This window comes from Altererythrobacter chaiwopuensis (assembly GCF_054957755.1).
On the sequence record NZ_JBTXJG010000001.1, the window covers coordinates 660,862 to 678,353 of the forward strand.

Annotated in this window: 13 protein-coding genes; 4 read left to right on the forward strand and 9 right to left on the reverse strand. The window is 61.0% G+C overall.

All coding sequences use genetic code 11. The features are described 5' to 3' along the window. Positions 1–5 precede the first annotated feature (5 nt). Genes ACX2DJ_RS03335 through ACX2DJ_RS03345 form a run of 3 tightly spaced genes read right to left on the reverse strand, consistent with a single transcriptional unit; the run spans position 6 to position 1,886 of the window. A complete protein-coding gene (locus tag ACX2DJ_RS03335) occupies positions 6–578 on the reverse strand; it encodes an LptA/OstA family protein (protein ID WP_462570993.1) in 573 nt (190 codons plus the stop codon). Next, the gene (gene lptC, locus ACX2DJ_RS03340) at positions 578–1,243 is read right to left on the reverse strand and encodes an LPS export ABC transporter periplasmic protein LptC (protein WP_462570994.1); all 666 of its coding nucleotides are present in this window, start codon (positions 1,241–1,243) and stop codon (positions 578–580) included. The genes ACX2DJ_RS03335 and lptC overlap by 1 nt, the downstream gene beginning before the upstream one ends. A gap of 25 nt (positions 1,244–1,268) precedes the next feature. After that, complete coding sequence (locus tag ACX2DJ_RS03345; RefSeq protein WP_462570995.1) at positions 1,269–1,886, reverse strand: ribonuclease D; 618 nt, start codon at positions 1,884–1,886, stop codon at positions 1,269–1,271. A gap of 79 nt (positions 1,887–1,965) precedes the next feature. Here ACX2DJ_RS03345 and ung point away from each other — a divergent pair, with 79 nt between their 5' ends. Both ung and ACX2DJ_RS03355 read left to right on the forward strand, forming a co-directional pair. Next, positions 1,966–2,643 (forward strand): uracil-DNA glycosylase, encoded by a 678-nt coding sequence (gene ung / locus ACX2DJ_RS03350; RefSeq protein ID WP_462572536.1) that lies wholly within the window; start codon positions 1,966–1,968, stop codon positions 2,641–2,643. Between the two features lie 91 nt (positions 2,644–2,734). Beyond that, the gene (locus ACX2DJ_RS03355; protein WP_462570996.1) at positions 2,735–4,243 is read left to right on the forward strand and encodes a serine hydrolase domain-containing protein; all 1,509 of its coding nucleotides are present in this window, start codon (positions 2,735–2,737) and stop codon (positions 4,241–4,243) included. A 64-nt stretch (positions 4,244–4,307) separates the two neighbouring features. Here ACX2DJ_RS03355 and ACX2DJ_RS03360 read toward each other — a convergent pair whose 3' ends face one another. From ACX2DJ_RS03360 to ACX2DJ_RS03380, 5 genes are all read right to left on the reverse strand, one after another. Next, complete coding sequence (locus ACX2DJ_RS03360; protein WP_462570997.1) at positions 4,308–4,829, reverse strand: AAA family ATPase; 522 nt, start codon at positions 4,827–4,829, stop codon at positions 4,308–4,310. 6 nt (positions 4,830–4,835) lie between these two features. Next, a complete protein-coding gene (locus tag ACX2DJ_RS03365; protein ID WP_462570998.1) occupies positions 4,836–6,092 on the reverse strand; it encodes a carbohydrate porin in 1,257 nt (418 codons plus the stop codon). 338 nt (positions 6,093–6,430) lie between these two features. Continuing rightward, positions 6,431–7,867 carry a glutamate synthase subunit beta gene (locus ACX2DJ_RS03370; protein ID WP_462571000.1) on the reverse strand — a complete coding sequence of 479 codons (1,437 nt, stop codon included), beginning with the start codon at positions 7,865–7,867 and terminating at the stop codon, positions 6,431–6,433. A 20-nt stretch (positions 7,868–7,887) separates the two neighbouring features. Continuing rightward, complete coding sequence (gltB, locus tag ACX2DJ_RS03375) at positions 7,888–12,528, reverse strand: glutamate synthase large subunit (RefSeq protein ID WP_462571001.1); 4,641 nt, start codon at positions 12,526–12,528, stop codon at positions 7,888–7,890. Between the two features lie 234 nt (positions 12,529–12,762). Beyond that, a complete protein-coding gene (locus tag ACX2DJ_RS03380; RefSeq protein WP_462571002.1) occupies positions 12,763–13,374 on the reverse strand; it encodes a hypothetical protein in 612 nt (203 codons plus the stop codon). 292 nt (positions 13,375–13,666) lie between these two features. Here ACX2DJ_RS03380 and ACX2DJ_RS03385 point away from each other — a divergent pair, with 292 nt between their 5' ends. Together ACX2DJ_RS03385 and ACX2DJ_RS03390 are read left to right on the forward strand one after the other, a co-directional pair. Beyond that, on the forward strand, positions 13,667–14,116 hold the full coding sequence (locus ACX2DJ_RS03385) for a MaoC family dehydratase (RefSeq protein ID WP_462571003.1): 450 nt from the start codon (positions 13,667–13,669) through the stop codon (positions 14,114–14,116). A gap of 94 nt (positions 14,117–14,210) precedes the next feature. Then, positions 14,211–15,395 (forward strand): acetyl-CoA C-acyltransferase, encoded by a 1,185-nt coding sequence (locus tag ACX2DJ_RS03390; RefSeq protein WP_462571004.1) that lies wholly within the window; start codon positions 14,211–14,213, stop codon positions 15,393–15,395. A gap of 163 nt (positions 15,396–15,558) precedes the next feature. Here ACX2DJ_RS03390 and ACX2DJ_RS03395 read toward each other — a convergent pair whose 3' ends face one another. After that, the gene (locus ACX2DJ_RS03395) at positions 15,559–17,427 is read right to left on the reverse strand and encodes a winged helix-turn-helix domain-containing protein (RefSeq protein ID WP_462571005.1); all 1,869 of its coding nucleotides are present in this window, start codon (positions 17,425–17,427) and stop codon (positions 15,559–15,561) included. Positions 17,428–17,492: the final 65 nt, after the last annotated feature.

Genomic DNA, 17,492 nt, shown 5'->3' on the forward strand with positions numbered 1-17,492 from the left:
CCGCACTATTGCTTCTGATCGCTGTCCGCAGCGCCGCCGCCAGCTTTCTGCGAGACAGTGAAAGTGCCGGTTACGCGCCCGCTCGAATTCTCGCCCGACGAGGCACCTTTGCCGTCAACGCTGGCGCGGCCGGAGGTGAGGTCGATCGTCAGCCGGCCACCTGAAAGCGTATCGCCATTGCGGCGCAATTCGACATTGCCAGCCATGGTGATCAGCCGCCGCTCAAGGTCATAGACGGCCACATCGCCGCGTGCGGTTTCATTGCCGCGCGTCACATTGACCCCGCCGGTAGCGGTGATGCGCGAAATCGAAAGATCGCCCTGGTCGCTGTAATCAACCAGCATGCGTTGCGAACGCACGCGCAGCCCGGCCTGGGTCACGTTAACACCGCCGATAAGCACGACGCGGTTCTGGCGGTCCTCGACACTGATGTCGCCGGCATCGAATTGCACCGGCGCATTTGAATCATGGCGCGAGAAAGCCTGTGCGTTGAGCTGCATCCCGCCAAACGCCACCAGCGTAAGGGCAAAGCCGACGATGGCTGAACGTGCAGCGGTGGGGATAAGTGAACGGTTCATCACGGCTTCCTCAATTCGCCCGGCCGCATTCTTAGCCGGGCATTGCCCTTCAGGGAAAATACGCGCTTGTCGATATCGACGGTCATTCGATCAGCTGAAAATGTGCCGGCGGGGACTTCGCCTTCGACGCCCCCCTCGCCGGTTATCTGGCGCGAGGCCAGGTCAACCGATACACCCCGCGTGACCATCGAATAGCCGTCTGCGGCCGACAGGCGTAAAGCGCCATCGATTGTCATGACTTCGCGGTCAATGTCATAGGCGCCGGCTTCAGCGCTGATCCGCGCTGGCCCGTCGCGCAGCAGGATCTGCGCCTCAAGGTCGCGCATGCGCACGATACCTTCGGAGTTTGAGCGTTGCACGGCATCCCCCGCAGTCAGCGAAAAGGGGCGCCCGGAATCGTCTTCGCCGCGGTACATCGCATTACTGACGGAAAGCCGCTCGTCGATCATGGCCACCTTGTTGCGATCAAGCAGGAAACTCACTTCGCTTCCCGGGCCAAGCGGGGTGATAACCATCAGAGCCGCGATCACGCCCACTGCCATCGGCAGGAAACGAGCCAGAAAGCGCACCAGCCGATCATGCGAGCCGCCCGGCGCGGCAAAGTGCTGGCGCTGGCTGCGCAGCTCCTTCGCTTCGCTGGTTTCGATTCGCGGGTGGATCGACATGTCTGGGACTATACGCCTCCGCGCATCACTCGTGGCTGAATATATCGCTGTCTGGCCAGCCGGCCAGATCGAGCCGCGCACGGGTGGGCAGGAAATCGAAACAGGCCTGGGCAATTTCCATCCGCCCCTCACGCTCGAGCCGCTTGACCAGCTCGTCACGCAGGCGGTGCAGGAAGCGCACGTCAGAGGCGGCATAATCGCGCTGCGCGTCGCTCAGATCAGGGCCGCCCCAGTCGCTCGACTGTTGCACTTTCGAGAGGTTTTCGCCGAGCAGTTCCTCGACCAGCATCTTAAGTCCGTGTCGGTCGGTATAGGTGCGCACCAGCTTGCTGGCGATCTTGGTGCAGAATACCGGCGCGGCCATCACGCCCAGGTAATGTTCGATCGCGGCAAGATCGAAGCGGCCAAAATGGAACAGCTTCAGCCGGTTCGGATCGCCCAGCACCGCCTTAAGATTCGGCGCGTCATAGGCGCTGCCAGGCCCGAAGCGCACCAGATGCTCGTCGCCGCTGCCATCGCTCAATTGCACCACACACAGCCGGTCACGGGGCGTTATCAGCCCCATGGTTTCAGTATCGACCGCGATCGGACCTTCGCCCAGCACACCTGCAGGCAGGTCTTCTTCATGAAAATATACAGCCATATCCAGCGGCTTTAGGCGCATTGGGGATTTGAGGGAAGGGTGTCTGGCCACCGCCATGACGGCAAGGTATCGCTGGCGTATGAACGAGGCGATCTCTGCGAGCTGGCGGACCGCGCTGGAGCCGGCACTGGCAACGCCCGAGGCGCGGCGGTTGGGCGGGTGGCTTCGGTCTGAGGAAGATCGCGGCAAGATCGTCTACCCTCCGCGCGGCGAGCGGCTTGCCGCGCTCGCAATGACCCCGCTTGAACAGGTGCGCGTGGTGATATTGGGGCAGGATCCCTATCACGGGCCAGGCCAGGCGCACGGGCTCGCCTTTTCGGTGCGTGACGGCGTGCGGCTGCCGCCTTCGCTGGTCAACATCTACAAGGAAATCGAGAGCGATCTGGGCATACGCCCACAGCCGGGCGGCAATCTTGAGCGCTGGGCGAAACAGGGCGTGCTGCTCCTGAACAACACGCTCACGGTCGAAGCCGGGCAAGCGGGCAGCCATGCCGGGCGCGGCTGGGATGCGATCACCGATGCCTGCATTGCGGCAGTGGTCGAACAGGGCCTGCCTACAGTGTTTATCCTGTGGGGAAGCCACGCGCAGAAGAAGGCGAGCCGGGTCAAGGGATTGGGTGAGGGCGATAATCACCTGTTGATTGCCAGCCCGCATCCAAGCCCGCTTTCCGCGCATCGCGGCTTTTTCGGTTCGCGCCCTTTCAGCCAGGCCAATGCTTTTCTCGAGCGGCACGGGCGCGGCATCATCGAGTGGTAGGAATGCGGCTGGTTTCTTCCATCTGGCCACGAGACACTTGGCGCGCGCGCGATCTGCTGCCACATTCGCATATGAAAACAGGAGGATGTCGATGAAACCTCTCGCCGCGGTCGCCATCATGCTGGCAGCCACAAGTGCGATTATTCCAGCCCCGCTTGGTGCTTCGAGCGACCGCCAGGCAATGCAATCGGAACTTGAAGGCAAGCCAGGCGATCAGGAACAGCGCGCCACCGCGCTGCGCGAAGCAGTGGTGGCGGTGGATTACTGGCTCGATCAGGCCCGCCAGTATTCGCGCATCCCGGCGCTGTCGGTAGCGCTGGTCAATGGCCAACAGACGGTTTGGTCGAAAGGCTACGGCTATACCGATCGCGCGATGAGGCAGCCCGCCACTGCCGCCACGATCTATTCGATCTGTTCGATTTCGAAGCTGTTCACTGCGGTTGCCTTCATGCAGCAATGGGAGAAAGGAACAGTCCGGCTGGATGAGCCGGTTCGCACCTATCTGCCCTGGGCGCAATTCGCACCCGATCAGCGTGATAGTATGCCAGTGACCATGCGCGGGCTGCTCACCCATTCTGCAGGCCTGCCGCGCGAGGCGGTCAAACCCTATTGGACCGGGCCGGATTTCCCGTTCCCTAGCCAGGATGAAATTCATGCCGGGGTGGCAGGACAGCATCTGCTCTATCCTGCGTCCACGACGTTCCAATATTCGAACCTTGGGCTTACGCTGGTGGGCGAAACGGTGGAAAAGGTCACAGGCACGCCATATGGCGAATATGTCAGCACCAATATCCTCGCGCCGCTGGAAATGAACAACACCCGACCGTTCGTTCCGACAGGGCTTTATGGCAAGCAGCTGGCGGTTGGCTGGGGCTCGCTCGAACCCGATGGCACTCGCCCGCGCGTGAAGCTGTTTGACGCCAAGGGAATCAATCCGGCAGCGGGGTATAGCTCGACCGTAGAGGATCTCGCCAAGTTCGCACGATGGCAGTTCCGCCTGCTCCAAAGTGGCCAGCCCGAGTTGCTGCGTGCCTCCACCCTGCGCGAGATGCACCGGGTGCATTACATCACCCCGGATCGCCGGACCAGCTGGGGGCTCGGCTTTGCCAACTATCAGATGGATGGGCGCGAAATGGTTGGCCATGGCGGTTCGTGCCCCGGCTATCGCAGCTCGCTGCTGATTGATCCGTCAGCGCAAATGGCAGTTGCCGTGGCCATCAATGCGATGGACGATTCGACCGTCCTTGCACGTGCAGTTGGCGCCTTGGTAGCGGTGAGGTTGGCCACGTCGGCGTTTGAACCACCGGCAAGCGGAGCGGTTGATCTGCGCGACTATGTAGGCATCTATAACGGCCAGCCGTGGGGTGCGGATTTCGCCATGCTGCCGTGGGCAGGCGGGTTGGTGGGCATCGAGGCCGGCTCGCGTGGCCCATTCGACACGATGGATCGCTTCAAGCCGCTGGGAGAAGACCGGTTCCGTGTCGTTACCAGCAGCGGCGAAGAACGCGATATCGTGACTTTTCATCGCGATGCATCAGGCAAAGTCACCCGGATGGAACGTTTCGGGCAGTTCACCCCGCGCAGGAGCTCCGCCAGATGATTCGGCCATGACAGAGGAAGAAGCGCGCCTGGCCCCTGGGCCTGCGCTCGATCATATCGCGCCGTCACAAGTTTTGTATGCGGGCAAGCAGATATTCGCAGCGCAGGTCTAGCCGGAATTTGGGCAACAGGATCGGTTCGCAACCATGCGCTCGCAAGGTCGCCAACAAATGTTTGCTTTCAAGCTCCGCGCTCCTGAAATCGTGGCGGCGAAATTCGTTTTGTTCGAATATCTCGCGCCACGGAGGGGCAAAGAAGACCGCGCGATAGCGGCGGATCGCTTTGGGCAGTTCTCGCTCTGCGGGCAGGTCGCCCAATTTGACCAGGCCCGAAAGGGCATCGATCAGCCCACGGTCGAAGAACACCGCCCCGCGCAGGCTGGCTGCCTGTTCCAAATCCTGTCGCGCCAGCGCTGCGGTGCGTTGGAGGAAGCCGAGCATATCCTCCCATGGCTTGGGGCCACCCGACCGGATCAGACGCAGGCCGGGCTCGGCGACAATGTCGTAACCTCTCGCCGCGAGTGCGGACAGCAGGCTCGACTTGCCGCCCCCGGAACAGCCGGAGATAGTGAAAAAGCCACTTTTCATGGTATATCAGAAACTTGCAGTGACACGCAGGCCAGCAAGGACGCCGGGGTCGCGCGCGCTTACGGCACTGTCAATGACCTGCACATTGGCGGTAACCTGCAAGCCATCCGACAGGCCGAGCGTGTAGAAATATTCGACACCCTCTTCATCCTGCAGCGCCAGGCGCTGGTCGAGCGCCCGGATCAGCCGGTTGGTCAGCGAATAGCGAAACCAGGACACGCCAAAGCGGTCTTGCGGGCGGAAGCGCGGATTTCCCGAGATTCCGATGAAGCCGCTCTTGTCAAGAAAGGTCGGGTCGCCGTTAGAGATATAGACCTGTCCGAAAATCCCCCAGCCCTTGCCCGGTGCTTCGGGATAGACAGACAGATACTGGTAGCCTGCCAGTACCGCCGCAAACTCGCCGCGTCGCTGGCCGAAATCCGATCCCGGCGGAGGGATCAGGACAGCTGGCAGCGAATCGGCGTTTATGTCATTGCGGGTCGAGCCGGAAAGCTTGAGCGCATAGAAGCCCGGCTTGCCTCCGATCTTGACCGGGAATGTCACCGAGCCGAGGAATCCTACGCCGCTTCTGAAGGCGGTTTCGAACCCGCTGCGCTGATACTGCGAATCCGGATCGAACACCCATAGCCGGTAGAGCACCTTCTCGGTCGGCACCTCCAGCAACGCGCCGGTGATCGTGTTGGGAATAATCGCTGATGGCGGCAGGGCGATGCTCAGGTTCTGGAAACCGTAATGCCCGTCGCTTCCTACCACCGGCAGCTTTCCGCCCAGATCAAGCACATTGACCTTCCCGACGGTCAGTTGCGTGCCCGAAGCCCAGTGTTTCGAGACGCTCACTGAAACATCGAAATCGCCCGTGTCTTCGCCGCGAAACAGTGCGGTGTTACTGGGGATCAACCCGATCACGCCGTTGGAGTCCTTGCCCCAGGTATACTCCGGGCGAACCGTCAGCGTGACGCTGTCATCAATCCCGAAGGCACTTCCTTTGATGTCGATATAGGCATCCGCGCGGCCGCTATAGCGTAGCGTTTCGGCGGCATCGCCAGAGACCGGCATGTCGGCAAACTGCGAGATCACCAGCCGCGTTTCCACCGGTTTGCCGGGCGCATTATTGAATGAGGCAGGGGCGGCGGTTGCAGGCACTTTGGCGGGCAAAGCATCCGCCGCTGCAGTTTCAGCAGCATCGCCTTGCGCTGCCGCGTCGGTTTGGATCGTCAGAGATGAAGGATCGGAAGTATCGGAATTGACCAGTGTCGCCGCCACTGCAATCGGTGCACCGCCTGCCAGCGCGCTGCAGGCTGCGCCGGCACATATGAAATGCGGCCAACTGCGCCGTAATTTTATGAGCCGTGATGTTATGGAATGTGCGACCTGCATCCACCTCCCCAAGTCAGCCAGTCATAGCGAATTACTTCTAACTAATACCTGCTGATCAGCTGCTTAGATGGAGCACCTTTCCTACGCATGGTCAATACTTATGCCACTAAAATCCAGCGTTTCCTTTGATTCCGTGTGACAAAGTGACAGTAGATCGCGCATAAATTGTATAGCAGCGACATTTTAATGATACTGCGCGTGTGACGGTGCATATGCCCAGTAAATCAGCGCGGCAGTTCGGTTGCGCCCATCAATGCTTCGTCAACCGCGCGCGCCGCCTGCCGCCCCTCGCGGATCGCCCATACCACCAGGCTCTGCCCGCGCCGCATATCACCGCAGGCAAACACATTCTCGATGCTGGTCGCGTAATTATCGGTATCGGCGGAGACATTGCCGCGCGCATCGAGCTTGACGCCAGCCTGGTCGAGCAATCCTGCCTTCTTCGGCCCGACAAAACCCATAGCCAGCAGGATCAGGTCAGCCTGGATCACGAAAGCACTGCCTTCGATCTCCTGCATTTGGCCGTCTTTCCATTCGACGCGTATGCATTCCAGCCCGGTCACGGTTTCACCGTCGCCTATCACCCGCTTGGCCAGCACGGCCCAGTCGCGCTCGACCCCTTCCTCATGGCTCGAGGAGGTCCGTAGCTTCATGGGCCAATCGGGCCAGGTCAGCGCCTTGTCCTCATGCTCCGGCGGCTTGGGCATGATCTCGAGCTGGACCACGCTCTTGGCGCCTTGCCGGTTCGACGTGCCCACGCAGTCGCTGCCCGTATCGCCGCCGCCGATCACCACCACGCGTTTGCCGGTGGCGAGCAGCGAACCGCGCGGTGCCGCGCGCACTTCGTCATCGCCCGCATTACGCTTGTTCTGCTGGGTCAGGAATTCCATTGCCAGCCGCACGCCGGGCATTTCCGCGCCAGGGATAGTCAATGTGCGTGCATCTTCTGCGCCGCCTGACAGAACCACCGCATCGAAGTTCTCCTGCAAGCTCTTGAACGAGATATCGACGCCCACTTCCTTGCTGGTTTTGAACTCGACCCCTTCGGCCTCCATCTGCACCGCACGGCGGTTGATCAGATGCTTTTCCATCTTGAAGTCGGGAATGCCATAGCGCAGCAGTCCGCCGATCCGGTCATTCTTCTCGAACAGGGTAACGGTGTGGCCGGCGCGGGCCAATTGTTGGGCGCAGGCGAGGCCGGCAGGGCCTGAACCGACCACAGCCACCGATTTGCCGGTCTTGTGCTTGGGCACTTGCGGCGTAATCCAGCCCTCTTCCCAACCGCGATCGACGATCGCGCATTCGATCGACTTGATCGTGACCGGCTGGTCGGTGATATTGAGCGTGCAGCTCGCCTCGCAAGGCGCAGGGCAGATACGGCCGGTGAACTCGGGAAAATTGTTGGTCGAATGGAGCACGTCCAGCGCGTTCTTCCAGTCGCCTTCATAGACCAGATGGTTCCAGTCCGGGATGATGTTGTTCACCGGGCAGCCGTTGTGGCAATAGGGGATGCCGCAATTCATGCAGCGGCTCGCCTGCGCCCGCAGCGTCGCATCGTCCGGCTGGACCACGAATTCGCGGTAGTTGCCCAGCCGCTCTTTCGGATCGAGATAATCCCGCTCACGCCGGTCGAGTTCGAGAAAGCCTGTTTCCTTGCCCATGTTCTGGCGTCCCGTCTCTTCTATTCCGCCGCGACCGAAGCGGCTTCTTCGCGCTCGGCCTCGAGTTGTTCCAGCGCGCGCTTGTAGTCGCGCGGCATGACCTTGATGAACTTGCCCACTTCGCTGTCCCAATTGTCGAGCAGTTGTGCTGCCTTGGCGCTGCCGGTGTGGAGCTTGTGGCGTTCGATCAGGATCTTCAGCCGCTCGCTGTCATGGCGCAGCATGTCGCCCATGCCGAAGTCATTGACCGAGCGCGGCCGCTGCGTTGGCCGCCCGGCCCCGTCATTTTCGTCGCGCACGCCGGTTATCGGCACAAGATCGACCTGGGCCGGATTGACCAGCTGAGCGAATGTGCCATCGGGATCGTAAACATAGGCCAGGCCGCCGCTCATGCCGGCGGCAAAGTTGCGCCCGGTCTGGCCCAGCACCACCACCACACCGCCGGTCATGTATTCGCAGCAATGGTCGCCCGCGCCTTCGACCACCGCAATGGCGCCCGAATTGCGGACCGCGAAACGCTCGCCCGCAACACCTTCGAAATAGGCCTCGCCCGCGATCGCGCCGTAGAGCACGGTATTGCCGACGATGATGTTTTCGCCCGGATCGCGCGACACGCTTTCGGGTTGCTTGACGATGATGCGCCCGCCTGAAAGGCCCTTGCCGACATAGTCGTTGGCATCGCCGGTGAGGTCCAGCGTCACGCCATGCGCCAACCATGCGCCGAAGCTCTGCCCGGCCACGCCGGTGAAGTTGATGCGGATCGTGTCGGCAGGTAGGCCTTCATGGCCATAGGCCCTGGCGATTTCGCCTGACAGCATGGTGCCAACGGTGCGGTTCACATTGCGGATTTCACGGCTCAGTTGGACCGGTTTGGCCTCCACAATCGCATCCTTGCAGGCAGCAATCAGCTCGTTGTCCAATGCTGCGGCAAGCCCGTGATCCTGGCTTTCGGTGTGATGCAGCGGCGCGCCTTCGGGAATCCTTACCTGCGTCAGCAAGCGCGACAGATCGACCCCGGCGGCCTTCCAGTGGCGGTGGGCCCGGCGCATGTCGACCCGGTCGACCCGCCCGATCATCTCTTCCACGGTGCGGAAGCCCATCTCGGCCATGATCTGGCGCAGTTCTTCCGCGACGAAGAAGAAATAGTTGATGACGTGCTCGGGCTGGCCGGTGAAGCGCGCGCGCAGCACCGGGTCCTGCGTGGCAACGCCGACCGGGCAGGTGTTGAGATGGCACTTGCGCATTATGATGCAACCGGCGGCGATAAGGGGAGCCGTGGCAAAGCCGAATTCGTCCGCGCCAAGCAGCGCGCCGATGGCGACATCGCGCCCGGTGCGAAGGCCGCCGTCGACCTGCACCGCGATGCGGCTGCGCAGATCGTTGAGGAGCAGAGTCTGCTGGGTTTCGGCGAGGCCGATTTCCCACGGGCTTCCGGCATGGGTCAGGCTGGTCAGCGGCGATGCGCCCGTCCCGCCTTCATAGCCGGAAATCGTGACATGGTCGGCGCGCGCTTTGGACACGCCCGCAGCCACCGTGCCCACACCCACTTCTGACACCAGCTTGACCGAGATTCGCGCCGGCGGATTTACGTTCTTGAGGTCATGGATCAGCTGAGCCAGATCCTCAATCGAATAGATGTCATGGTGCGGTGGCGGTGAAATCAGGCCCACGCCGGGGGTCGAATGGCGCACTGCGCCGATCCGCTTGTCAACCTTGTGGCCGGGCAGCTGGCCGCCTTCACCAGGCTTCGCGCCCTGCGCCATCTTGATCTGGATATCGTCCGAATTGACGAGATATTCGGTGGTCACGCCAAACCGGCCACTCGCAACCTGCTTGATCCGGCTGCGCATCGAATCGCCATTTTCCATCGGGATAAAGCGTTCAGGCTCTTCGCCGCCTTCGCCGGTATTCGACCGGCCCCCGATGCGGTTCATCGCGATCGCCAGCGTCGAATGCGCTTCGTGGCTGATCGAGCCGAAGCTCATCGCGCCGGTGCTGAACCGCTTGACGATTTCGGATGCCGGTTCAACTTCGTCCAGCGGGATCGACTGTTCGGCCTTCCTGAATTCCATCAGCCCGCGGATCGTCAGCAGCCGTTCTGACTGCTCGTTGATCGATCTGGCGAATTCCTCGTAATCCTTCGGCTTGTTGCCGCGCACGGCGTGCTGGAGGAAAGCCACATTCTGGGGCGTCCAGGCGTGGTCCTCGCCGCGCAGGCGGTATTGGTAGATCCCGCCCGCGTCGAGCATGTTCCTGTACAAAGGATTGTCGCCATAGGCCTGCGCGTGGCGGCGCACGGTTTCCTCGGCCACTTCGATCAGGCCGACGCCTTCGATCATTGTCGCGGTGCCGGTGAAATAACTCTCTATGAACTCGCTGGACAGGCCAACGGCATCGAAGATCTGCGCCCCGCAATAGGACTGATAGGTGGATATGCCCATCTTGGACATGACCTTGAGTATGCCCTTGCCAACCGCCTTGATGTAGTTCTTCTGCACTTCGGCAGCAGTCATTTCGGGATGCTTGCGGGCGCGCACGTCTTCGAGTGTCTCGAATGCGACATAGGGATTGATCGCCTCGGCGCCGTAGCCGGCCAGCACGCAATAATGGTGCACTTCGCGCGCTTCGCCGGTTTCGACGACCAGGCCGGTCTGCATGCGCAGGCCCTGACGGACAAGATGATGATGCACTGCGGCGGTGGCGAGCAGCGCGGGCATGGGAATCCGGTCCGCCCCCTGCGCCCGGTCTGACAGCACCAGGATGTTCTTGTCCTGCAGCACCGCTTCGGTGGCGGCCCAGCACATTTCCTTGAGCGCCATCCTGAGGCCCTTGGCACCCTTGCTGGCGCGCCAGGTCATGTCGATCGTCTCGGTGCGGAACGCGCCATCCAGCGCCACTTCGACCGAGCGGATCTTTGCCAGGTCTTCATTGGTAAGGATCGGCTGGCTGATCTCGAGCCGCTTGTGCGTGCCGGCCTCCATGCCCAGCAAATTGGGGCGCGGACCGATCATCGACAGCAGGCTCATGACCAGTTCCTCGCGGATCGGGTCGATCGGTGGGTTGGTGACCTGGGCAAAGTTCTGCTTGAAATAGTCGTAGAGCAGGCGACTGCGGTTGGAGAGCACCGCGATCGGCGTATCGGTGCCCATGGAGCCAATCGGATCGTCACCGCTCACGGCCATCGGTTCGAGGAAGCGGCTGATGTCTTCCTGCGTATAGCCAAAAGCCTGCTGGCGCTGGAGCAGCGTGGTCTCATGCTGAGCCACCTGGCTCAGTTCGGGCTCGATATGGTCGATATCGCCAAGCGTATATTGCGCCTTTTCCAGCCATTTGGCATAGGGCTGGGCAGCCGCGAGCTCCGCCTTGAGTTCGCCATCCTCGATGATGCGTCCTTGGTTGAAGTCGATCAGCAGCATCTTGCCCGGCTGGAGGCGCCATTTGCGCACGATGTCCTCTTCGGCGAACGGCAGCACGCCGCTTTCCGATGCCAGACACACGATATCGTCCCTGGTGACGCAGAAGCGTGCGGGGCGCAGGCCGTTGCGGTCGAGCGTCGCGCCGATCTGGCGGCCATCGGTAAAGGCCACCGCGGCCGGGCCATCCCACGGCTCCATCAAGGCGGCGTGATATTCGTAGAATGCCCGGCGCGCAGGATCCATCAGGTCGTTCCTGGCCCATGCTTCGGGCATCAGCATCATCATCGCATGCGCGAGGCTGTATCCGCCCGCGAGCAGCAGCTCGAGCGCATTGTCGAGACATGCCGTGTCAGACTGCCCATGCGGGATCAGCGGCCACATCTTGTCGAGATCGGCGCCCAGCAGCGGGGATTCCATCGTGCGGCGGCGTGCGTTCATCCAGTTGACGTTTCCGCGCACGGTGTTGATCTCGCCATTGTGCGCCATGAAGCGATAGGGGTGGGCGAGCCGCCAGCTGGGGAAGGTGTTGGTGCTGAAGCGCTGATGCACCAGGCCCAGCGCGCTGACGCAATCGGGATCGCGTAGATCGTCGTAAAAGCTGCCGACCTGGTTCGCCAGCAGCAGCCCCTTGTAAACGATCGTGCGGCTTGAAAAGCTTGCGATATAGGCCTGCGTCAGCCCAGGCAGGCCGTGCTTTTCGGCCTGCGCGGCAAGCGGGTTCAGCGTCTGCTTGCGAATCACGATCAGCTTGCGCTCAAAGGCATCCTGATCGGCGCAATTCTCGCCCCGCGCGATGATGGCCTGCTGGATCACCGGCATCGAATCGACCACCGCCTTGCCCAGCCCGTCGAGCGAGGTTGGCACATCGCGCCAGCCGATCAGGCGCTGGCCCTCCTTGGCGGTGAATTTCTCGAACTGTTCGGTCACGAAGGCGCGCGCCGATTCGTCCTGCGGCATGAAGCACATGGCAATGCCATAATCGCCGGGCGCGGGCAGTTCCTTGCCTTCGCTCTTCGCCCATTTGCGAATCAGCGGATCGGGAATTTGCAGCAGGATGCCTGCTCCATCGCCCAGCAAGGGATCAGCGCCCACTGCGCCGCGATGGTCGATGTTTTTGAGGATCTCGAGCGCCTGGGTAACGATGTCGTGCGACTGTTTGCCCTTGATATGCGCGACAAAACCGACGCCGCAGGCGTCATGTTCGTTGCGCGGATCATACAAGCCCTGGGGCGCCGGGTATCCCATTTTGCAAAGTCCATTCTGTCAGATGCCGGAAGTTGCGACCGTCCCGAAGGTGCCGACCGGCAATTAAGCGCAATTCTTGCTGCCGCAGCGCGCAGCATTTCCATTGCTGAGGGCCCTCATGGCGACATGAAATGATTTTTGCAACCGCGAAGAGAATAGCAATGTTTGAGCCGCCCAAGGCCCTGCTATCGCAGTTTGCGTGCTTTGGTCCCGGCTGGCCGGGGCCGGAGACTGTCAGGCCGGATTGAGCTTGCGCAAGCGAGTGGCCAGATCGGCTGACGGGCGCAGGCCGGTATACGTATGCGCGGCCCCTTCACCACGCCGGCGATGGTCATCAAGCGCGACTGCAAACCGCTCGATCAATTGCGGCATGGCGAGATCGGCGGTGTCCTGGGAACGCAGCAGGCGGACGGCCTTGCCGTGGCGCGTGGGTGGCTCTGCAAAGGGCGGGCCTTCGGGTTCAGGCGGTGCTGCCTCAGCATCGGGTGGCCGGGGCGGTTCAGTGTCAGCTTCAACGAGCGATCTGGCGCGCACCGTTGGCGCTTCGCTAAGCGTTGCCGTCTCCGCCGGCTTGAACGACTGGAGCGATGCGGCAATGCGTGCCGCCGCAAAACCCACCAAGCCGCCGATCAACATAGCTGCCACAGCGATCATGACCTCGCTGTTAAATACAGAGGGCGGCAATATGAGCCCGAAACCTTGCGTAAGTCCGGTTGCCCGTCCGGCCGGCATGACTGCCACCGATCCGCCCAGCAGCGCGGCAAACCACAGGGTTACCAAGGGCACGAATGCTGGATGTCGGCTCAGCGGTGCGGCTTTGCTGCGGTAGAAACTGTTTTGGACCATGGCTGGTGCGCGCTCCCTGCTTCGGCGGCATGATAGCAAGGCAGGGTAAAGCACTCGATAACGGCCAGGCTTGGGGGGCAGGGTCACGAATCGATGCAGGGCCGGGCGCTGCCGCTGCGCGCGTGCACAAGCTCGCCTTGTTTCTGCCCCGCCATGCCGTAGCGGCAGGTTGACGTTTACGGAAACCGCGTTGCCATCCGGCTCGGGATGCGCCATGAAGCCCGGGTGTCGGGTGGCCGGAGTCGCCCGGATTTGCGCAATTTCGAGATCCGCTTTTTGAGGAGAGAGCCGCATGAGCCCGCAGGATTTGGCCGCCAGGACCGGCGAAGTAATCGGAACCAGTCAATGGGTGGAAATGAGCCAGGACCGCATCAACATGTTTGCCGATGCGACCGGGGACCACCAGTTTATCCATGTTGATCCGGAAAAGGCCAAGCTGACACCGTTCGGCGGCACGATCGCGCATGGCTTCCTGACATTGTCGATGATCCCCTATCTTTCCGCCAACAGCGACATTCCCAAGGTCGACGGCGTCAAGATGGGCGTGAACTATGGCGGCAACAAAACCCGCTTCATCTCGCCGGTACGTGCAGGCAAGCGCATTCGTGGGCACTGGAAGCTGGCCGAAATGGTCGAGAAGCGCCCCGGCCAGTGGCAGCAGACCGCCGAAATCACGATCGAGATCGAAGGCGAGGAAAAACCTGCGCTGATCTGCGAGTGGATCACGCAGTTCTTTATCTGACCGTCATCCCAGCGAAAGCTGGGATCGCTCTCTACCGAGCGCCAAACCGAAAATGATCCCAGCTTTCGCTGGGATGACGAGCTAGGAATTCCCAATGTCACGCGACGCAGTTATCGTTTCAACCGCCCGTACCCCGCTAACCAAGGCCGGGCGCGGCGCATTCAACAATACCACCGGCGCCACGCTGGGCGCATGGTCGATCAAGGCTGCGGTTGAGCGGGCGGGCCTCGAAGGCGGCGAAGTGGATGACGTGCTGATGGGCTGCGCGGTGCAGCAGGGCTCGACCGGTACCAATGTTGCGCGCCTTGCCGCTCTGCGTGCCGGCCTGCCAGTAACGGTTCCGGCGATGACGATTGACCGCCAGTGCTCCTCGGGCCTGATGACCATCGCTACTGCCGCCAAGCAGGTGCTGGTCGACAATATGGATATCTGCGTTGCCGGCGGGGTCGAAAGCATTTCCAAGGTTTCGGGCAGTGGCAAGCTGTTCGTGGAACCCGATCGGGAACTGCTGGAAATGCATCCGCATATCTACATGCCGATGATCGGCACGGCGGAAGTCGTGGCCAAGCGCTACAATATCAGCCGTGAATACCAGGACGAATACTCGCTCCGGTCGCAGCAGCGCACCGCCGCCGCGCAGGCCGCAGGCAAGTTCGATGACGAGATCGTCCCCTGCGCTGCCACCATGGCCGTCGTCGACAAGGAAACCAAGGAAGTCTCCTATCAGGAAGTCACGGCAGATCGTGACGACTGCAACCGGCCCGACACCACGCTGGAAGGGCTCGCCAGCCTCAAGCCCGTGATGGGCGAAGGTCATTGCATCACCGCAGGCAATGCCAGCCAGCTTTCAGACGGCTCCTCGGCCTGTGTGGTGATGGAAGCCAAGACGGCTGAAAAGCGCGGGCTCCAGCCGCTGGGCCGCTATGTCGGTATGGCGGTTGCGGGCACCGAGCCCGATGAAATGGGCATCGGCCCGGTCTTTGCCATCCCCAAGCTGCTCGAACGCACCGGCCTCAAGCTGGACGATATCGGGCTGTGGGAACTGAACGAAGCCTTTGCCGTGCAGGTGCTTTACTGCCGCGACAAGCTCGGCATTCCTGACGAGCTGCTCAACGTCAACGGCGGCTCGATTTCGATCGGGCACCCCTTCGGCATGACCGGTGCGCGCTGCACCGGCCACGCGCTGATCGAAGGCAAGCGGCGCGGGGCGAAGTATGTGGTTGTTACCATGTGCATCGGCGGCGGCCAGGGCGCAGCGGGCCTGTTCGAAGTGCTTTGAATGAGCGCCTACGGGCGATGCAGTTCAAGACGGCGCGGGAGCAATCTCGCGCCGTTCTTTGTTGGGCGGGTGGCAGCGACCTAGACTTCCGCTTTCGGGAAGCGATCCAGAAGCTCATTAGGCAGGAAGTGGGTGGGGCGCGGGCAATTTATACCAGAAGGGTTCAGCCAACTGGGAAGAATGCCTGTTCCGGGCCTGTAACTTCTACTGCGCGCTTGATTTCTGTCCTGAAGTCATAGCCAAGGTCTTCTCCATCGGCACAGTCTGGCCAGATGTCATGCGCAATCCAGAATTGGGCCAGACCAAGTCTCGCGCAAAGTTGTGCAAAACGGCGATCAACACGCAATTCAGGCCAATGCCTGATAAACAGTATCAAGGTAGCGTTGGCAGTGTAGTCCGAGCCTGTCTGACCGCTGCTCGCTAAACCGAGTTCAAGTTGCTCGATGAGATCGTAGGCTGCGGCGGTCGAACTATAGCGGGCCAGATAGAGCGCGCTGGCCAGATCGAATTTCTTGGACTCCAAGAACCGATGGCGAATTGCTTGCGCGATTTGCTCTCGCTGATCGGAGTTCTGAGAAAACTCGACACGGGTTATGGTTTCAAGGAAAGCGTATTCCCTGAGCGGATAATCCTTCAGCCTATCCAGAAGGTCGTTCGCTAACCCTTCGTCCGGCAGAACAGTTGCACAGGCAAGCAGCGTTGCGAGGACATGATGATCCGTTGGGTTCCTTTCGTGTTCAGCGAGCAACTGCGGCCGCGCCTTCTCCAATTGGCCGGAGAAATATAGGCAAGACCCGGTAAAGCTCGAATATATCAAGTCATCCGGGTCCAGTTCAGCGGCCTTGGCTGCTGATCGACAGGCCGCCTCCATGCGTCCTGTTTGAACCAGGCTGAAAGCTTCGAAAAAATGAAAGGGAGCGGAGTTGGCCATCGCCTCCCTCATGCTGATAAGCAATTCCCTGGCTTGTTCGAACGCTCCATAAGGCGGAAGTAACTGATATTCGGCGGCCAGTGCTCCCGGCTCGATGGGATCGATCGCTTTGGCTCGATTAACCGCTTCCAGCGCATCTGACCTGATCCGTTCCCAGTCGTTAAATGGTCTTTCAATTCGATAGACAGCGTGAGTGGTTGCCAATTTCCCCCACGCGGGTGCGAATTGGGGCGCTTCACGAGTGACGCGCTCAAGCAAAGCGATTGCGGTTTCGCTGATCGGTCTTTTGCTCGCTGCTTCGTTTGCTCGGAGATAAAGATCATAGATCTCTGGCCTGATCTCTCCCCTTTCTCTATGATCGAACCGAGCCGACAACGTCGCGGAGATTGATGCTGCGATCGTCGTCTGCGTTCGAAGAAGATCGCTTACGCTTGCATCGAAAGTATCCGACCAAAGTGTCTTGTTTTCCTTGAGATCGAGCAGATGGGCGCTGATTCTTACTTGGTCCTCGAATTTACGGACGCTCCCGTCCAGGATGTGAGTCGCATCGAGCGTAGTCTGCGCTCGGGCCTTATCCGCTCCGCGAAAGGCAAAGCTCGATGTTCTACCTATTGTTTCAATATTTGATCCGCGAGACACAACGGACAGGATCTCTTCGCTCATTCCGTCGGACAGATAGGTCATGTCTCCGTTCGGAGAGAGGTCGTCGAACGGGAGGACGGCAAGTTTGGGAACCGGTTGCCTATGCGTCGGGTCTGATGAGCCTGAACTGTCCGCGTCACGGATGATTTTGTCAGTCTCAAGGCGGTAGCCTTTGCCGTAGACTGCGCGGATCATGCCATCCTTGCCCCGGTCGTCCAGAGCGATGCGCAATTCGCGGATGACCGAAGTCAGCGCAGCGTCGCTAACAGCCAGTCCCTGCCAAACATCCGCAAACAGCTGATCCTTGGTGACGAGCCGACCATCTGCTTCAAGGAGCGACCAGAGAACATCGAAAGCCCGTCCGCCTATATGGATTGGGCCACCAGGGCCGATGAGACGCCGGTCGGCGGGATCGACGGTAAATGCGCCGAACTGGATGGGGTGCGGCTGTTCTCCCATCCCTGGTGCATAGCATCGGTTGCGGTCAGGGGTGAGATGGTAATTCTGGAAAGATTCTGAGTCAG